The following is a 15348-nucleotide window of genomic DNA, read 5'->3' as shown; positions in this document are numbered from 1 at the left end:
GTCTATGTCCGATTTGATGGGTCGGACGCGAGCGCAGCCCCCACTATGCCGTACCACCAGCATTCGATGCGACGGTACATATCGGCGCTTTGTAACACGCGAACGGCGAAGCACCCGTGGTAGTCGTCGCCAACATTCTTGCGGACGGTCTTCGGGTTGTGCCTCTTGAGCGTCGTCTTGCCGAGGGCTGCGATGTCAATACCCGCGACGTCCGCCCAGAAGCGTTCGGCGGCCGGCACGTCGGCGGACTCATGGATCTGCACCTGATACCGCAATCGCTCGCGGCCGATGCCCAGCAGGCCGAGCCAGGCCAGGAAGACCTCGATCATGTGAGGGTCGCTGTTGATGAAGCTCACCCTCTCCTGTGGGCGGTGGGCCTTGGACTTGGACCCTTCCGACCAGTAGAGGCCGACGCCGAGCAGGAACAGTTCGCGGTCGGACATCGCCCCGACCTCGGCCACTGCCGCCGCCTTCGTCTGCTGGCGCTTCTCGTCCCGTACCGCCAGTTCGTGGTCCCACCGCTTCCGGGCCGCCAGCCTTGCCTGCTCCGCCGCTTCGCGCCGTTCCGGCTTCGGCAGATCTCGTACCCACAGCGAGATCGAACTCTTCGAGCAGCCCAGCTCGACCTGGATCTGGTCGTACGTGAGCCCTTTCAGGCGCAGTTCGCGCGCCTGCGCTCGCAGGTCGTCCTTCGCGTTCGGGCGTTTCGTCCAGTCCGGGGGTGGCTCCCCTTCCAGAAGGCGGTTGAGGATGTCGTTGTTGTGTACGTGGAGCCGGTCGCGTATCTGGCGGCGGCTGAGGCCCTGGCGGCGCAGTGCGACGGCCTGCTCCCGAAGGCCTTCGAAGTCGGCGTATCCGCCCTGAATCGCTGTCATACGGAGATCGTCGTCCGGAATGCGGACGTCCGGCTCGAATGTGCGGGCGATTCACCAGTTCGAGGGATCGACGCGCGTTCCCCGCGTGTCCTGTCGGGGTCCGTGCTGCGGCGGTCGCCGGAAATTGGGGTGCGGGCGCCCGTAGGCTGGGAGACATGACCACAACGGGGGCACACCAGGACGCTGCGGGCGCGAACGCTCGCGGTTGGTGGTGGTGGGAACGGCGGCGCAGTGCCGTACTGGATGTGGGGCTGGCGCTGGTGTCGGCTCTGGAGTGCGGGCTTGAGGGGGTCAGGTTCACGGACACGGCCGCGCTGCCCGTACCGCTGGGGGTGGTCTTCGGGGTGCTGGCCGGTGCGGCGCTGCTGGTGCGCCGGCGGTGGCCGTTCGCCGTGGTGCTTGTCGCGATCGCGATCACTCCGGCGGAGATGGGTTTCCTGATGGGGGTGGTCGGGCTGTACACGCTCGCCGCCTCGGAGGCGCCGCGCCGGATCATCGGCGCGCTGACCGGTATGTCACTGGTCGGGACGCTGATCGTCACGTATGTACGGATGAGACAGAACGTGATGGGCGACTCGGGCTTCGACGCGGCCGGGTGGTACGTGCCCCTGGTCGCGATCCTGATGTCGCTGGGGCTGACGGCGCCGCCGGTGCTGTTCGGGCTCTACGTCGGGGCGCGGCGGCGGCTGATGGAGAGCCTGCGCGAGCGGGCGGACAGTCTGGAGCAGGAGTTGTCGCTGCTGGCCGACCGGGCCGAGCAGCGTGCGGAGTGGGCGCGTACGGAGGAGCGGACGCGGATCGCGCGTGAGATGCATGACGTCGTCGCGCACCGGGTGAGTCTGATGGTGGTGCACGCGGCGGCGCTCCAGGCGGTGGCGCTGAAGGATCCGCCGAAGGCGGTGAAGAACGCCGCGCTGGTGGGGGACATGGGGCGGCAGGCGCTCACGGAGCTGCGGGAGATGCTCGGGGTGCTGCGGGCCGGGGAGCAGGTGGCCGCGCGCCAGGCGTCGGACGCGGTGTCGGCGAACGCTCCGGCGGCGGTGCCGCTGGCGGCTGTGGGCGCCGCCGCGGCGGCTGCCGCGGCGGCCGCGGCGGAGGACGGTCCGGGTATGGGGGACATCGAGGTGCTGGTCGGGGAGTCCCGGGACACGGGGATGGTCGTGGAGCTGACGGTGCAGGGCGAGTCCCGTACGTACGCGCCCGAGGTGGAGCAGACGGCGTACCGCGTGGTGCAGGAGGCGCTGACGAACGTGTTGAAGCACGCGGCGGGCTCGAAGGTGATGGTCCGGCTGGCGCACCGCGAGGAGGAGGTCGCGATGCAGGTGGAGAACGGGCCTTCGGACGGTGGCGCGGGGGATGTGGGGCTGCCGAGCGGCGGTAATGGTCTGCTGGGGATGCGGGAGCGGGTGACGGCGCTGGGCGGGGTGTTCGTCTCGGGGGAGACGGACGCGGGGGGTTTCCGCGTGTCGGCGGTGCTGCCGCATCGCCGGGCCGCCTGACGAGCAACGCCGCCGGCCGCCGCTCCACCTCTGTGCGGGACCTGGCTATGTGTAGGACCTGGGTCCTGTCCGGCCGGACAGGACCTGGCTGTCACCCTGAGGTCAGGCGCGCCGGTTCCAGGCCCGTGAGCAGTGTGCCGAGCGCCCGGTCGAGGTCCGGTCCCAGGTACCAGTCGCCGGTGTGGTCGATGCTGAAGACGCGGCCCGTGCTGTCGATCGCGAGGATGGCCTGTCCGTCGCCCTCCTCGCCGAGCGGGCTGATCTCCGTGTCCAGGGAGCGGCCGAGGTCGGCGAGTGTACGGGCGAGGTGGATGCCCGCCATGGGGTCGATCCGTACGACGGCGGGGGCGATCTGCCGGCCGGGGCCGGGCGCGACGACGCGCAGTCCGCCGAATTCCGCCCAGACCTCGACGGCGGCGGGGAAGACGGCGTGCCGGTGGCCGGCGGGTGTGGTGTACGCGCGCAGGGCGTCGGCCCACTCCTCGGCCTGCCTTATGTCCCAGCGTCCTGGCTGCCAGCCGGCCTCGCGCAGCGCGGCGTCGACGGGGACGGGGAAGCGGGTGGGGTACGGGTCGCGCATGCTCAGCCGTTCTCGGTGGGGTCGACGGGCCGTACGCCGAAGTGGGCGAGGAGCGGCGCGCAGGAGCGGCAGGGCGGGGCGTAGCGGCCGTGCTGCGGGTCGCCGTCCTCACGGATGCGGCGGGCGGTCAGCTTGGCGTGTTTGAGGGAGCGGCGTGCCTCGCTGTGGGACAGGGGTTTTCGTCTGGCCCGTTTGGAGCGTCCCTCTTCGGCGGCGGCCAGATGGCGGGAGAGCAGGATCGCCTCGGGGCAGCGGCCGGTGAACCGTTCGCGCTGGCCGCTGGTGAGGGTGTCGAGGAAGTCCTGTACGAGAGGGTGGAGTACGGGTGGCTGGTCGGCCTTGCCCGCGGTGCAGGTGAGGGTCTGGCCGCGGACGGAGAGCGCGGCGGCGACGGCGGGCAGGATGCCGTCCCTGCGCCGGTGGAGCACCGGTGGACGGTGTGGTTCGGTGCTGCTCCAGCTGAGGCGTGGGTCCCCGGACGCGTCGGTTGGTGCGGTGTGCATGTGCTGTCCCCTCCCGGTGCCGGCGGCCGGGCAGCCGCTCGTTCACGCCCCCGTTTTCCCGCTGTCACGCCCCTGTTTGTCTACACAGCCTGCCAAATGCGGCGCGCTGTCGGGAAGCTGGGGCGTGGATCGTGGCGTGGCGTGGGCACTGGGTCACACCTGCGTGACCGTTGGTTACGGGGTCGGCCGGTCTCGTCGGAGTACGCCCGATCGGCGTACGGGACAAGCGCGGGGCGGGGGCGGGGCAGGGGGGGCGAGCAGGGAGTCGGGCAGGGCGCCGGGACCGGGGATACGGCCGGGGGAGGAGCGTCGGATCCCCTCTTGCACCACCGCATAGGCTGTCCTGCAACCAGGGCTGTGGAACCAGCCGGAAGCGCAGCAGGGGGCAACCGCCATGACGACAGGTCGGCTCGGGCAGCAAGCCGCGCCACCGAACGCGGCCTACGCCGGGCAGGTCGTGCATTTCCCGGATCCGGTCCGGGCCTCCCGTCACCCCAGAGGTGTGCGGGTGGATGACGACGGCTATCCGGACTTCTCGCCGTACGCGCGTGCCGCCGCGGAGATAGCCGAGCCCCCCGAGGGGTTCGGCGTGGACGAGCTACGGCTCACGGACTATGTGTCGGCCAATGCCGCGCTGGCCGCCGCGGGGCATGAACTGTGGGACACGATCCCGTCGGTGGCCACACCGCACGGCTGGACGTGGCATCATCTGCCGGCCTCGCGCCGGATGGTGCTGGTACCGGTCGAGGTGAAGGCGCTGCTGCGCCATCACGGTGGTCTGGCGAAGGCGCGCGTGGACCACGGCAAGCGGGGGACGCGTCCTCTCCAGGAGACCAGGCCGGCCCATTTCGGGCTGCCGAAGGGCTCGTTGCCGGTCAGCGAGCAGCAGTTGCTGGGGGTGGAGGAGGATCTCGGTTACCGGCTGCCGGGTGCGTACCGCTCGTTCCTGAAGGCGGCGGGCGGCTGCGCGCCGGTGGGCGCGGCGCTCGACGCGGAGCTGGGACTGCTGGTGGACCAGCCGTTCCTGACGGTGCGGGACGTGGCCGCGGTCAATGATCTGGTGTACGTCAACAAGTGCCTGCGGGACCATCTGACCAAGGATTATCTGGCCGTCGCTTTTGTTCAGGGCGGCATTCTGGCGGTCAAGGTCAGGGGCGACCGGGTCGGTTCTGTCTGGTTCTGCGCGTACGACGACGCCAGGGACCAGGACGGCTGGAGCGTGGGGGAGCGTGTGGAGCGGCTGTTGCTGCCCTGCGGTGACGACTTCGACGCCTTCCTGCTGCGGCTGGCGGGCAATCCGCCGGAGCTGGAGACCGTGGCGAACCTGATGGTGGACGGCGGCTTCGCGCGCGCCGTCCCGGCGGAGGGGTGAGCGCGATGGTGACCTTCGCGCAGGCGCAGGAGCGCGCTGAAGAGTGGGTCAACGCCGATCTGCCCGGCTATCAGCATCGTGAGGTGCGGGTACGGGAGTTCGAGCTGGGTTTCGTGGTGTGGGCGGAGGACCGCGAGGGCGGTCCGACATCGGACGGGGGCCGGCAGCGGCTGGTCATCGCCAGGGACAGCGGTGAGGCGACGCTGTGGCCGGGGCTGCCGGTGGGTGAGGTGATCCGCCGGTACGAGGAGGAGTACGGGGTGCCGGAGGCGGTGCCGGCCGCTCCCGAGACGCCGCAGCGTATCGATCTGAACCAGACGTCGTTCCTGTTGAGCCCGCCGGAGTGGCTCCAGGACGCGGCGGACAAGCTGGGGATTCCGGACGGGCGGACGCCGGAGGCTCCGTCCTCGCCTTCGGTTCCACCTTCGTCTGCTCCTACGCCCGCTCCCGCTGCTTCGAGTACGAGTGGGTCGCCGACGGGTGGGTCGCTCGGGGGCGGCAATGCCTCGCAGGGCAGCTCCGCCTGGTCCGGTGGGTACGAGCCCACCTCCAATGACGGGGTGCCCGCCTCGACGCCGGGTGTGCCGACCGGGGCCACGCCCTGGGCCGGGACCGACACCAACGGCTCGTCCGTTTCGCCGGAGGACGGGTCCGTACCGCTGCCCGCGACCGTCTTCGCGCCGCCGCTCTCGGGGGCGGACGACGAGGACACACCGCCGCCGGTCGTGGCCGCCGAGGCGCCGACCGCGCTGATGTCGGGCGGCAGCCAGTTGCCGCCTACGGCGATCGCTCCCGGGCCGGCGGGACGGGCTCCGGGGCCGGTGCCCGGGGGATCCGCGGGACCCGGTTCGGGTGCCGATTCGGCGTCCGGGTCCGGGGCAGGACCGGGACCGGGTGCGGGTGCGGGGGCCGGCGACATCGCCGATGCCGCGACCAGCAAGGCGACCGTACGGCCGCGTGGTGCGCGCGGTGGTGGTGCGACGACTCCGCCGCCGCCGAGTGCGCCCGGTGTCCCCGGGGCGCGTCCGCCGGGTGCGACCCCGCCGCCGTCGGGTCCCGGCACGCCCGGTGTCCCGGCGGGTGGCTATCTGCCCACGCAGCTGGCCCCGAGCCTCGGCGGAGCCGGCTCGAACGGGCCACGGCCTCCGGGCCCTCCGGGCGCGCCTGGTGCTCCGCAGCCTCCTGGTCCGCCTGGTGCGCCTGGTGCGCCCGGGGTTCCCGGTACGCCTCCGGGTGGGGTGCATCACGCGGCGACGGTGTTCGCGGACCCGGGCCAGGCCGGCCGGCCGCCGCAGCCGCCACGGCCACCGGGTGCCCCGGGAACGCCTCCAGGTGCTCCGCAACCGCCTGGTGCGCCCGGGGTTCCCGGTACGCCTCCGGGCGGGGTGCACCACGCGGCGACCATGCTCGCGGGCGCGGGGCAGACGGGCCCGCAGCCGCCCAACCCGCCCGGTCCGCCCAACCCGCCTGGTCCGCCGGGCATGCCTCCCGGCATGCCCCCAGGGGGCCCCGGCCCCGGCCCCGGTGGTCCCCCCGGCCCCGGTGGTCCCGTACCCGCGGGTCCCGGCCCCGGCGGTCCCGTACCGCCCTCGGCCCCGCACGCTCAGCCCCCGGCGTACGGCTATCCGCAGCAGCCGTCCGGTGTGCCCACCGTCGGCCCCGGCTATCAGGCCGTGCTGCGCTACCGCGCGCCCGACGGTTCCGAGGCCCAGCTCATCCGCCGCTCCGCGCCGGGCACCCCGCACCCGGAGTGGCAGATCCTGCACGAGCTGCGCGCCATGAACGTGCCGCCGCAGCAGGTGCTCGAACTCCACACGGAGCTGGAGTCCTGCGAGCTGCCCGGCGGCTACTGCGCCCGGATGATCCGGGAGACCTGGCCGCAGGTACGGATCACCAGCGTCGCCCCGTACGGCCAGGACCACGCCAGCAGGCAACAGGGTATGCAGCATCTGCTCACCCACCAGGGTGAGTTGCACCAGGTCGCGGACGGTCCCGCCCGGCCCGCGCCGGTGCGCGCTCCGCTGCCGCAGCTGCCGACCGCGCCGCCGATCCCGCCCGAGGGGGTCGCGCAGGAACTGCTCGGCGCGTTCGGTCCACAGGGCATCTGCCGGTTCGACCAGCGGGCGGTGTCCCGTCAGGGCGTGCCGGAGATCGTGGCGCGCACGCTGGTCTGGGCGGGTCTGCCGGCCGACTTCGGGCCGTTCTTCTGGGCGCAGCCCGCCCAGCCGGTGGTGCCGACGCTGGCCGAACTGGCCGCGCAGCGGCAGGTGCGGCCGGCCGCGGACGCCGGGTCCTATCTGGTGATGGGCACGGACTTCGGCCGCGCGCTGTGTGTCCAGTACGGCACGGCGCACATCATGGCCGTACCGGTCGAGGCGGGGCCCGGCGGGCAGCCGGTGCCTGCGCAGTTCGTCAACACCGGACTGCCTGAGTTCACACGCTCGATGGCGTTGCTCGGCCGGATGTGGCGGCTGAGGATCCATCTCAACCCGGAGCAGGCGGGTCGTTGGACCGTCGACTTCCAGGCGCAGCTCTCGGCGCTGGACCCGGCGGCGCTGTCGTCGCCGGAGAACTGGTGGTCGGTGCTGCTCGAGCAGATGTGGGACGGACTTCTCTGACGTTCTGAACGCCGTGGCCTGACGGACGGCCGGGGCGCCCACCGCGACATGCGGGGGGGCGCTCCGGCCGTTCCGCTTTTTCCGGGTTTCCGCGTTTCCGCCTTTTTCGGGGTTGATGCCGCATCCTTGACCGGGACGGTCGGGCGGAGTGTCGTGTTATGGGCACTTCGGCTCGCTCCAGCAGGATTGTGCCGGATGGCGTTCTGTGTCTGTGTCTGTGTCGGAGAGGGGCTTCAAGGATGGTTGCCGCACCGTTGTCGGCTCATGGCTTCGTGCCTGTACGTGGCCGTGGCTACCGCCCCGAGCAGGTCGAGCGGGAGGTCACGGCGCTGTTCCGGGACCGTGACGACGCCTGGGAACGCGTGGCGCGGCTCACCGTCCTCGCGAAGGAGATGGAGGGCGAGGCGGAGTTGCTCCGCGAGCGGGTGGCGGCGCTGCCGCCGCAGACGTACGAGAAACTCGGCCGCCGTGCCCAGCAGATCCTGGCCCTGGCGCGTCAGGAGGAGGAGACGGTACGGGCCGAGGTGCGCGAGGAGACCCGGACGGTCGTGGACACGGCACGTGTGGCGGCCGAGCGGGTGCGCGAGGCGGCGCGTCAACGGGCCGACACCGTACGGGCGGAGGCGGAGGCGTACGCCGAGCAGGTCCTGCGCGCCGCCAAGGGCGCGGCCGAGGCGACGCGGGCCGAGGCGCGGCGCGAGGTCACGGCGCACCGTGCGGAAGTGATCGCCGCGCTGAAGGAGGTGCGTCGGCGTACCGAGCATGTGATCGCCGAACAGGAGGAGAAGCAGGGCGAGGAACTGGCAGCGGCGGAGCGCGAATTCGCCGACCGGGAAGCCACGTCGCTGGTCCAGCATGACGAACTCACGGCGTACGCCCACCTTCAGCTGGTGGCGGCGCAGCGCGCCTTCTCCGAGGCGGGCGAACAGGCCCGGCACGGCCAGGAGGACGCTGCGGCGCGGGCCGAGGAACTGCTCGCACGGGCGCGCGCGGACGCGGACGGCGTGGCACGCGAGACCGAGCGGCTGCTGCGGGAACACGCGGAGATCCGCGAGGAGATGCAGGCGCACATGGCGCACGTACGGAACTCCCTGGCGGCGCTCACGGGGCGCCTGCCGGCGGAGGAGTGACGTGGAGGGGAGACACGGAGGAGTGACGTGGAGGGGAGACACGGAGGAGTGACGTGGAGGTGGGACGCGGAGGAGTGACGTGGAGGGGAGACACGGAGGAGTGACGTGGAGGTGGGACGCGGAGGAGTGACGTGGAGGTGGGACGCGGAGGAGTGACGTGGAGGTGGGACGCGGAGGAGTGAACGCGGAGGGGTGACGAGGGTTATTCGGGATCCTTGAGCACGGGGAACCGCCGTGGGGCCACGAAGATGAGCACCAGCAGGGAGACGGCGGCCGCTCCCGCCGCGCCCAGGAAGACGTACTCCACCGCGGAGTCCATCGCCCGGCGCAGATAGTCCGCCGCCTCCTCGGTGAGCGTGGCCGGGTTCTCCAGGGCTTTGGAGACGGAGTCGAGGTCGTCGGGGAGTCCGGGGGTGGGGGCGTTGGTGAGGCGGGCGGCCAGGACACCGTTGGCCACCGCCCCGAACAGGGCGGCGCCCACGCTCTGGCCGACCTGGCGGCAGAACAGTATGGACGCGGTGGCCGTCCCCCGTTCCGACCAGCCCACGGTCGACTGGACCCCGATGATCAGGGGAAGCTGGAAGATCCCCAGTGCGGCACCCAGCAGCAGCATGATCAGCGCGGGTTGCCAGGCCTGGCCGGGATAGGGGAGGAGCGGGAAGGCGAGCAGTACCAGCAGGGCGAGGGAGATCCCGGTGACGGCCGTCAGCCGGAAGCCGATGCGGTTGTAGACGCGGCTGGAGAGCGCCGCGCTGATGGGCCAGCTCAGCGTCATGGCGGAGAGGACGAAGCCGGCGGCTATCGGGCCGAGTCCGAGCACGGACTGCGCGTATGTGGGGAGGAAGACGGTCGGGGCGACCATCAGCAGGCCGAGGGCGCCGAGGGCGAGGTTGACGGCCGCGATGGTACGGCGGCGCCAGACCCAGCCCGGGATGATCGGGTTCGTGGCGCGGCGTTCGATGACGACGGTGAGGGCGGCGAGGACCGCGCTGCCGCCGAAGAAGGCGAACGACGGCGCGGAGACCCAGGGCCAGGCGACGCCGCCCTGGACGAGGGCGGTGACCAGCAGGGCTCCGGTGGCGAAGACGGCCAGCGCGCCCGCCCAGTCGACGCGGTGGCGCGGCGCCCGGTCCGTGGCCGCGTCCGCGCTCTTGGCGGAGGTGGCCCGGTTCGGTTCCCGCAGGTACTTGATGACGAGCCAGAGCGCGAGCGCGCCCACCGGCAGATTGATCATGAAGATCCAGCGCCAGTCCGCGTATCCGGCGAGCAGTCCGCCGAGAGCGGGGCCGGCGATGGACGAGGTGGCCCAGACCGTGGACAGTTTCGCCTGGATCTTGGGGCGTTCCTTGAGGGGGTAGAGGTCGGCGGCGATGACCTGGACCGTGCCCTGGAGCGCGCCGCCGCCGAGCCCCTGGACGACGCGGAAGGCGATCAGGGAGGCCATGTTCCAGGCGGTGGCGCAGAGCAGTGAGCCGATGAGGAAGAGGATGATGCCCGCGATCAGGACGGGCTTGCGGCCGAAGGTGTCGGAGAGCTTTCCGTACACGGGCAGGGTGACCGTCACGGCGAGCAGATAGCCGGAGAACAGCCACGAGAAGACGGAGAATCCGCCGAGGTCGGCGACGATCTGCGGGACGGCCGTGGAGACGATGGTGCCGTCGAGCGCGGCGAGCGCCATGCCGAGCATCAGGGCGGCGACGACGGGGCCGCGACCGCGCGCCCGGCCGCTCTTGCCGGACGGCGCGGCCGTCGGGGGTGGCTCCGCCGCCGCCGGGGCGGGTGTCGGCGGTGCGGACGGTAGCTCCGGCGTCGGCGGTGCGGGCGCGGGTCCCGGCCCGGCCGGCGGGGCCGTGGCCCGGGCTTCGGGTATCGCTTCCGTACGTCCGGAGTCCTCGGTACTTCCGCCGGCGCCGCTCACAAGATCCCTTCCCTATGCATGTATCTCCGGGGAACACCCTCTCACCCGGGTCTCTCCCGGGGGAGGGGGCCCGCACTCCACCCCTTCACCCACCCTCCGCTCCAAGTGGGGATGGAGCCCCCTAGGGGCTCCTCCTTACTTCTGGCCGGGGGGCGTTCGTCCCTTCGGAGGATGAGGGCGCGGTGGCTGGTTCTTTACGTTGGTCCTACCGCGGCGAGGGCCGGCGAAGGGGGCCCACCGCAGCAGGGGGGTGGGGAAAACCCCAGGCGAAGACTGCGCTGTGCACCAGCGCGCCGGGGCCCCGGAATCAGCAGACTCGGAACAGCACCTGATCGGCACGTCGGTGTATCCAGCGATATAGGAGACTTACCGTGACAACGGCTGTGACCATTCCCAGGCACGGGGGTACTGGAGGGCGTACGGCCGTCGCGGCGCGAGCGCGGCAGGTCGTCAAGGCGTACGGCGCGGGGGAGACCCGGGTCGTGGCGCTCGATCATGTCGATGTGGACATCGACCGAGGTCAGTTCACCGCGATCATGGGCCCGTCCGGCTCCGGCAAGTCGACGCTGATGCACTGCCTCGCGGGTCTTGACACGGTGACCTCGGGTGAGATCCATCTGGACGAGACCGAGATCACGAAGCTGAAGGACAAGCGGCTCACCCAGCTGCGCCGGGACCGGATCGGCTTCATCTTCCAGGCGTTCAACCTGCTGCCGACGCTCAACGCGCTGGAGAACATCACGCTGCCCATGGACATCGCGGGCCGTAAGCCGGACGGCCCGTGGCTCCGGCGGGTCGTGGAGACCGTGGGCCTCGCCGACAGGCTCTCGCACCGGCCGACCCAGCTGTCGGGCGGTCAGCAGCAGCGGGTCGCGGTGGCCAGGGCGCTCGCCGCCCGGCCCGAGATCATCTTCGGTGACGAGCCGACCGGGAACCTGGACTCGCGCGCAGGCGCCGAGGTGCTGGGCTTCCTGCGCCGGTCGGTCGACGAGCTGGGCCAGACGATCGTGATGGTGACGCACGACCCGGTCGCGGCGTCGTACGCGGACCGGGTGCTGTATCTCGCGGACGGCCGGATCGTGGACGAGATGTTCCGTCCGACGGCCGACGCCGTGCTCGACCGCATGAAGGACTTCGATGCCCGGGGGCGTACGTCGTGACCGTGTTCAGGACCTCCATGCGCAACTTCTTCGCGCACAAGGGGCGGATGGCGCTCTCCGCCGTCGCCGTCCTGCTGTCGGTGGCGTTCGTCAGCGGCACGCTCGTGTTCACGGACACGATGAACACGACGTTCGACAAGCTCTTCGCCGCGACGTCCTCGGATGTCACGGTCAGTCCCAAGGCCGCCAAGGGCGCGGACGAGACGTCCCAGACCGGCAGGCCCGAGTCGCTGCCCGCCTCGGTCGTCGAGACGGTGAGGGCGGCGGACGGAGTGAGGTCCGCCGAGGGCGCGGTCAGCAGCATGAGCGTGACCGTCGTGGACGCCGACAACAAGAACGTGGGCGCGAGCAGCGGCGCGCCGACGATCGCCGGCAACTGGTCACGTAACGACCTCCGTTCGATGGAGATCACCTCGGGCCACGCGCCGCGCGGGCCCACCGAGGTGATGGTCGACGCCGACACCGCCGAGAAGCACCACCTCGCGATGGGCGACGAGCTGCGCACCATCGCGGTCACGGGTGACTTCCGGGCGAGGATCTCCGGTATCGCCACGTTCACCGTCACCAACCCCGGTGCGGCGGTCATCTTCTTCGACACGGCGACCTCCCAGCGTGAACTGCTCGGGGATACCGGGCGGTTCACCCATGTCAATGTCACCGCGGCCGAGGGGGTCAGCGACAGCCGGCTGAAGCGGGACGTGGCGGCAGCCCTCGACGGCGGCGCGTACAAGCTGCAGACGCAGCAGGAAGCCGCGGACGCGAACCGCGCGGATGTCGGCTCCTTCCTCGATGTGATGAAGTACGCGATGCTCGGCTTCGCCGGGATCGCCTTCCTCGTCGGTATCTTCCTGATCGTCAACACGTTCTCGATGCTGGTCGCGCAGCGGACCCGCGAGATCGGTTTGATGCGGGCCCTCGGCTCCAGCCGTAAGCAGGTCAACCGCTCGGTGCTGCTGGAGGCCGTGCTGCTCGGGGTCTTCGGCTCGATCGCCGGTGTCGCCGCCGGGGTGGGGCTCGCCGTCGGTCTGATGAAGCTCATGTCCTCCATGGGCATGGATCTGTCCACCGAAGATCTGACGGTGAAGTGGACGACGCCGGTGATCGGGCTGGTGCTCGGTGTCGTCGTCACCGTCGTCTCCGCCTACGTTCCCGCCCGTCGGGCCGGGAAGATCTCCCCGATGGCGGCCCTGCGCGACGCGGGCACACCCGCCGACGGCCGGGCCGGATGGATCAGGGCGGCCATCGGTCTGGTGCTCACCGGGGCGGGCGGTGCCGCGCTCCTCATATCGACGCGGGCCGACGAGGCCGCTGAGGGCTCGGTCTTCCTCGGGGCGGGCGTGGTCTGCACGCTGATCGGGTTCGTCGTGATCGGTCCGCTGCTCGCCGGCGGTCTGGTCCGGGTGCTCAGCGCGGTCGTGCTGCGGATGTTCGGCCCGGTCGGCCGGATGGCCGAGCGCAACGCGCTGCGCAATCCACGGCGTACGGGAGCGACGGGCGCCGCGCTGATGATCGGGCTCGCGCTGGTGGCCTGTCTGTCGGTGGTCGGGTCCTCGATGGTCGCCTCCGCGACCGACGAGTTGGACAAGTCGGTCGGCGCGGACTTCATCGTCCAGTCCGACAACGGCCAGCCGATCATGCCGCAGGCCCAGGCGGCCCTGGAGAAGGCGCCGGACATCGCGCATGTCACCGAGTACAAGTGGGTCGATGTCAAGCTGACCGCCCCGGACGGAAAGACGGAGTCCGACGGCATCGTCGCCGCCGACCCGACCTATGCCGAGGATCTGCGCCGCGAGACCGTCGCGGGGGAGCTGTCCGCCGCGTATGGCAAGGACGCGATGTCGGTGGGCGACGACTACGCCACGAAGCACGGCGTCAAGGTCGGTGACCGGATGTCGGTCGTTTTCCCGGGCGGGAAGAGCGCCGAGCTGACGGTCGCGGCGATCACCTCGGACGACACGAATGTCGACAAGGGCGCGATGTACACCAACATCACCACCGCCCAGCGGTATGTGCCGGCCGACAAGATGCCCAAGAACTTGATCATGTTCGCGGCGGCCGAGGAGGGCAAGGAGAAGGAGGCGTACGCGGCCCTCAAGGACTCGCTCGCGGCCTACCCGCAGTACAAGGTGCAGAACCAGACCGACTTCAAGCAGGACTTGAAGGACCAGATAGGCCAACTCCTCAATATCGTCTACGGCCTGCTGGCCCTCGCGATCATCGTCGCGGTGCTGGGCGTGGTGAACACTCTGGCGCTGTCGGTGGTGGAGCGGACCCGTGAGATCGGTCTGCTGCGGGCGATCGGGCTCTCCCGTCGCCAACTGCGCCGCATGATCCGGCTGGAGTCGGTGGTCATCGCCCTCTTCGGCGCCCTGCTCGGACTCGGGCTCGGCATGGGCTGGGGCACGTCGGCCCAGAAGCTGCTGGCCCTGGAGGGGCTCGGCGTCCTGGAGATACCGTGGCCGACGATCCTGACGGTCTTCGTGGCCTCGGCTTTCGTCGGACTCTTCGCCGCGCTGGTCCCGGCCTTCCGGGCCGGTCGGATGAATGTGCTGAACGCGATCGCCACCGAGTAGAACGGTACGGTGAAGGCTCCGGCCTCGGTGGGCGTTCCTCCAACGTCCACCGGGGCCGGAGACCGTTATCACCCTGCGACGGGACTGTCCGTCAGGACGCGTGCGAGCTGGGCGAGTTCACCCTTACGAGGGGTTGTAGCGGCATGTGACCGACCGGACACTGAGAGCGACGGACTCTCTCGGTCGGACGATCCGATCGACATCCCGGGCCCGCTCAGAATGAGAGAGGGGACCGCTGTGTCCACATCCAACGCGCCGGAAACCAATGTAGAGCTGGCGGCCCAGACCGACGGGCTCGCGGTGACCGGCGGCAATGTCGCCGATCTGTGGCGAGGCTGGGTCGTCTGGGGCGCGTACAACGGCTGGGTCAACTTCCCCGTCACCTGGAATGTCATCAACCCGAACTCGACGGTCGTCATCACGGCCTCCGAGGTCGACGCCAACGGTGTCCGGTTCATCGGGGCCGCCCCCATCACGGTGACGGGGATCGCCCCCGGCTCCGGAATCGTGACGGTCAAGATCAACATTGCCTGGAACAGCCCGCTCCGTATCCGCACGGATGTGGTCGTCCTCAACTGAACAGGCCCCTGAAGCGGAGGGCTTGACCCTCGGTCCCCCTCCGCGAGAGGCCCCCCGCACCGGCCGGAGCGCCCAGCTCCGGCCGGCTGCGCTTTTTCCCGCGAGCCCCGCTCTGCCCCCCGACCGGCCGTGTGTGTCCGGGTGACGGTGCCGCCTCGGGTGGGCTGGGTCCGGAGGCGGACCGTGAGGCGAGGCCGGGTCACCTCCTCGCGACATCGCATGGCGTCACATGACGCCGGGCGGCACCACTTGGCGCTATCTGGTGTCGCTCGGCGCCATCCGGTGTCGCCCGGTGCTGCTCAGTGCTATTCCGCGCTCCCGGAAGGGCATGAACACGCGTGGTGCCATTCTGACTCGGGGTGCCCTCTTCGCGTTTCCGCAGGTAGGGCGGCCGTTCCTGAGCTCGCCCCATGCGAGGTGCCATCCGGACTTGCATATGGCGCCATGATGGTGCCACTATGACGTCATGGACCTCACGCCGTATGTCGACAACCTCCGCCGCGAACTCGCTGTGGCCGCCGAAGCCGGCGGCGACGAGGCC

General features: G+C 71.0%; 11 protein-coding genes. 7 read left to right on the top strand and 4 right to left on the bottom strand.

Annotated elements, in window-relative coordinates; translation table 11 throughout:
• Positions 1-2: 2 nt before the first annotated feature.
• A complete protein-coding gene (locus ACIRQP_RS10385; RefSeq protein WP_403886418.1) occupies positions 3-875 on the bottom strand; it encodes a hypothetical protein in 873 nt (290 codons plus the stop codon).
• 155 nt (positions 876-1030) lie between these two features.
• On the opposite strand from ACIRQP_RS10385, the gene ACIRQP_RS10380 reads away from it, so the two are divergent.
• Positions 1031-2374, top strand: a complete 1344-nt coding sequence (locus ACIRQP_RS10380; RefSeq protein ID WP_403886416.1) for a sensor histidine kinase — start codon at positions 1031-1033, stop codon at positions 2372-2374.
• A gap of 91 nt (positions 2375-2465) precedes the next feature.
• On the opposite strand, the gene ACIRQP_RS10375 is transcribed toward ACIRQP_RS10380, so the two are convergent.
• Positions 2466-2954, bottom strand: coding sequence for an SUKH-3 domain-containing protein (locus ACIRQP_RS10375; RefSeq protein ID WP_403886413.1), 489 nt, complete (start codon positions 2952-2954; stop codon positions 2466-2468).
• 2 nt (positions 2955-2956) lie between these two features.
• Positions 2957-3457, bottom strand: coding sequence for a YwqJ-related putative deaminase (locus ACIRQP_RS10370; RefSeq protein ID WP_403886410.1), 501 nt, complete (start codon positions 3455-3457; stop codon positions 2957-2959).
• Positions 3458-3851: 394 nt separating this feature from the next.
• Here ACIRQP_RS10370 and ACIRQP_RS10365 point away from each other — a divergent pair, with 394 nt between their 5' ends.
• The 3 genes from ACIRQP_RS10365 to ACIRQP_RS10355 all read left to right on the top strand — a co-directional run bounded on the left by ACIRQP_RS10365 (position 3852) and on the right by ACIRQP_RS10355 (position 8577).
• Entirely contained in the window at positions 3852-4829 is a 978-nt protein-coding gene (locus ACIRQP_RS10365) for an SMI1/KNR4 family protein (protein ID WP_403886407.1), read from the top strand.
• Between the two features lie 5 nt (positions 4830-4834).
• Positions 4835-7447 carry an SUKH-4 family immunity protein gene (locus ACIRQP_RS10360; RefSeq protein WP_403886404.1) on the top strand — a complete coding sequence of 871 codons (2613 nt, stop codon included), beginning with the start codon at positions 4835-4837 and terminating at the stop codon, positions 7445-7447.
• Positions 7448-7719: 272 nt separating this feature from the next.
• Entirely contained in the window at positions 7720-8577 is an 858-nt protein-coding gene (locus ACIRQP_RS10355; protein ID WP_403886401.1) for a cellulose-binding protein, read from the top strand.
• Between the two features lie 202 nt (positions 8578-8779).
• Here ACIRQP_RS10355 and ACIRQP_RS10350 read toward each other — a convergent pair whose 3' ends face one another.
• The gene (locus tag ACIRQP_RS10350; RefSeq protein ID WP_403887126.1) at positions 8780-10264 is read right to left on the bottom strand and encodes an MFS transporter; all 1485 of its coding nucleotides are present in this window, start codon (positions 10262-10264) and stop codon (positions 8780-8782) included.
• Positions 10265-10866: 602 nt separating this feature from the next.
• On the opposite strand from ACIRQP_RS10350, the gene ACIRQP_RS10345 reads away from it, so the two are divergent.
• From ACIRQP_RS10345 to ACIRQP_RS10335, 3 genes are all read left to right on the top strand, one after another.
• Positions 10867-11655, top strand: coding sequence for an ABC transporter ATP-binding protein (locus tag ACIRQP_RS10345; RefSeq protein WP_326611917.1), 789 nt, complete (start codon positions 10867-10869; stop codon positions 11653-11655).
• On the top strand, positions 11652-14228 hold the full coding sequence (locus ACIRQP_RS10340) for an ABC transporter permease (protein ID WP_403886398.1): 2577 nt from the start codon (positions 11652-11654) through the stop codon (positions 14226-14228). The genes ACIRQP_RS10345 and ACIRQP_RS10340 overlap by 4 nt, the downstream gene beginning before the upstream one ends.
• A gap of 237 nt (positions 14229-14465) precedes the next feature.
• Complete coding sequence (locus ACIRQP_RS10335; RefSeq protein ID WP_403886396.1) at positions 14466-14807, top strand: hypothetical protein; 342 nt, start codon at positions 14466-14468, stop codon at positions 14805-14807.
• Positions 14808-15348 lie beyond the last annotated feature (541 nt).

Source organism: Streptomyces sp. NPDC102274, from assembly GCF_044766385.1.
Classification (GTDB): domain Bacteria; phylum Actinomycetota; class Actinomycetes; order Streptomycetales; family Streptomycetaceae; genus Streptomyces.
Note: the sequence above shows the minus strand (reverse complement) of the source record. Positions and strands in the feature narration are given on the sequence as shown.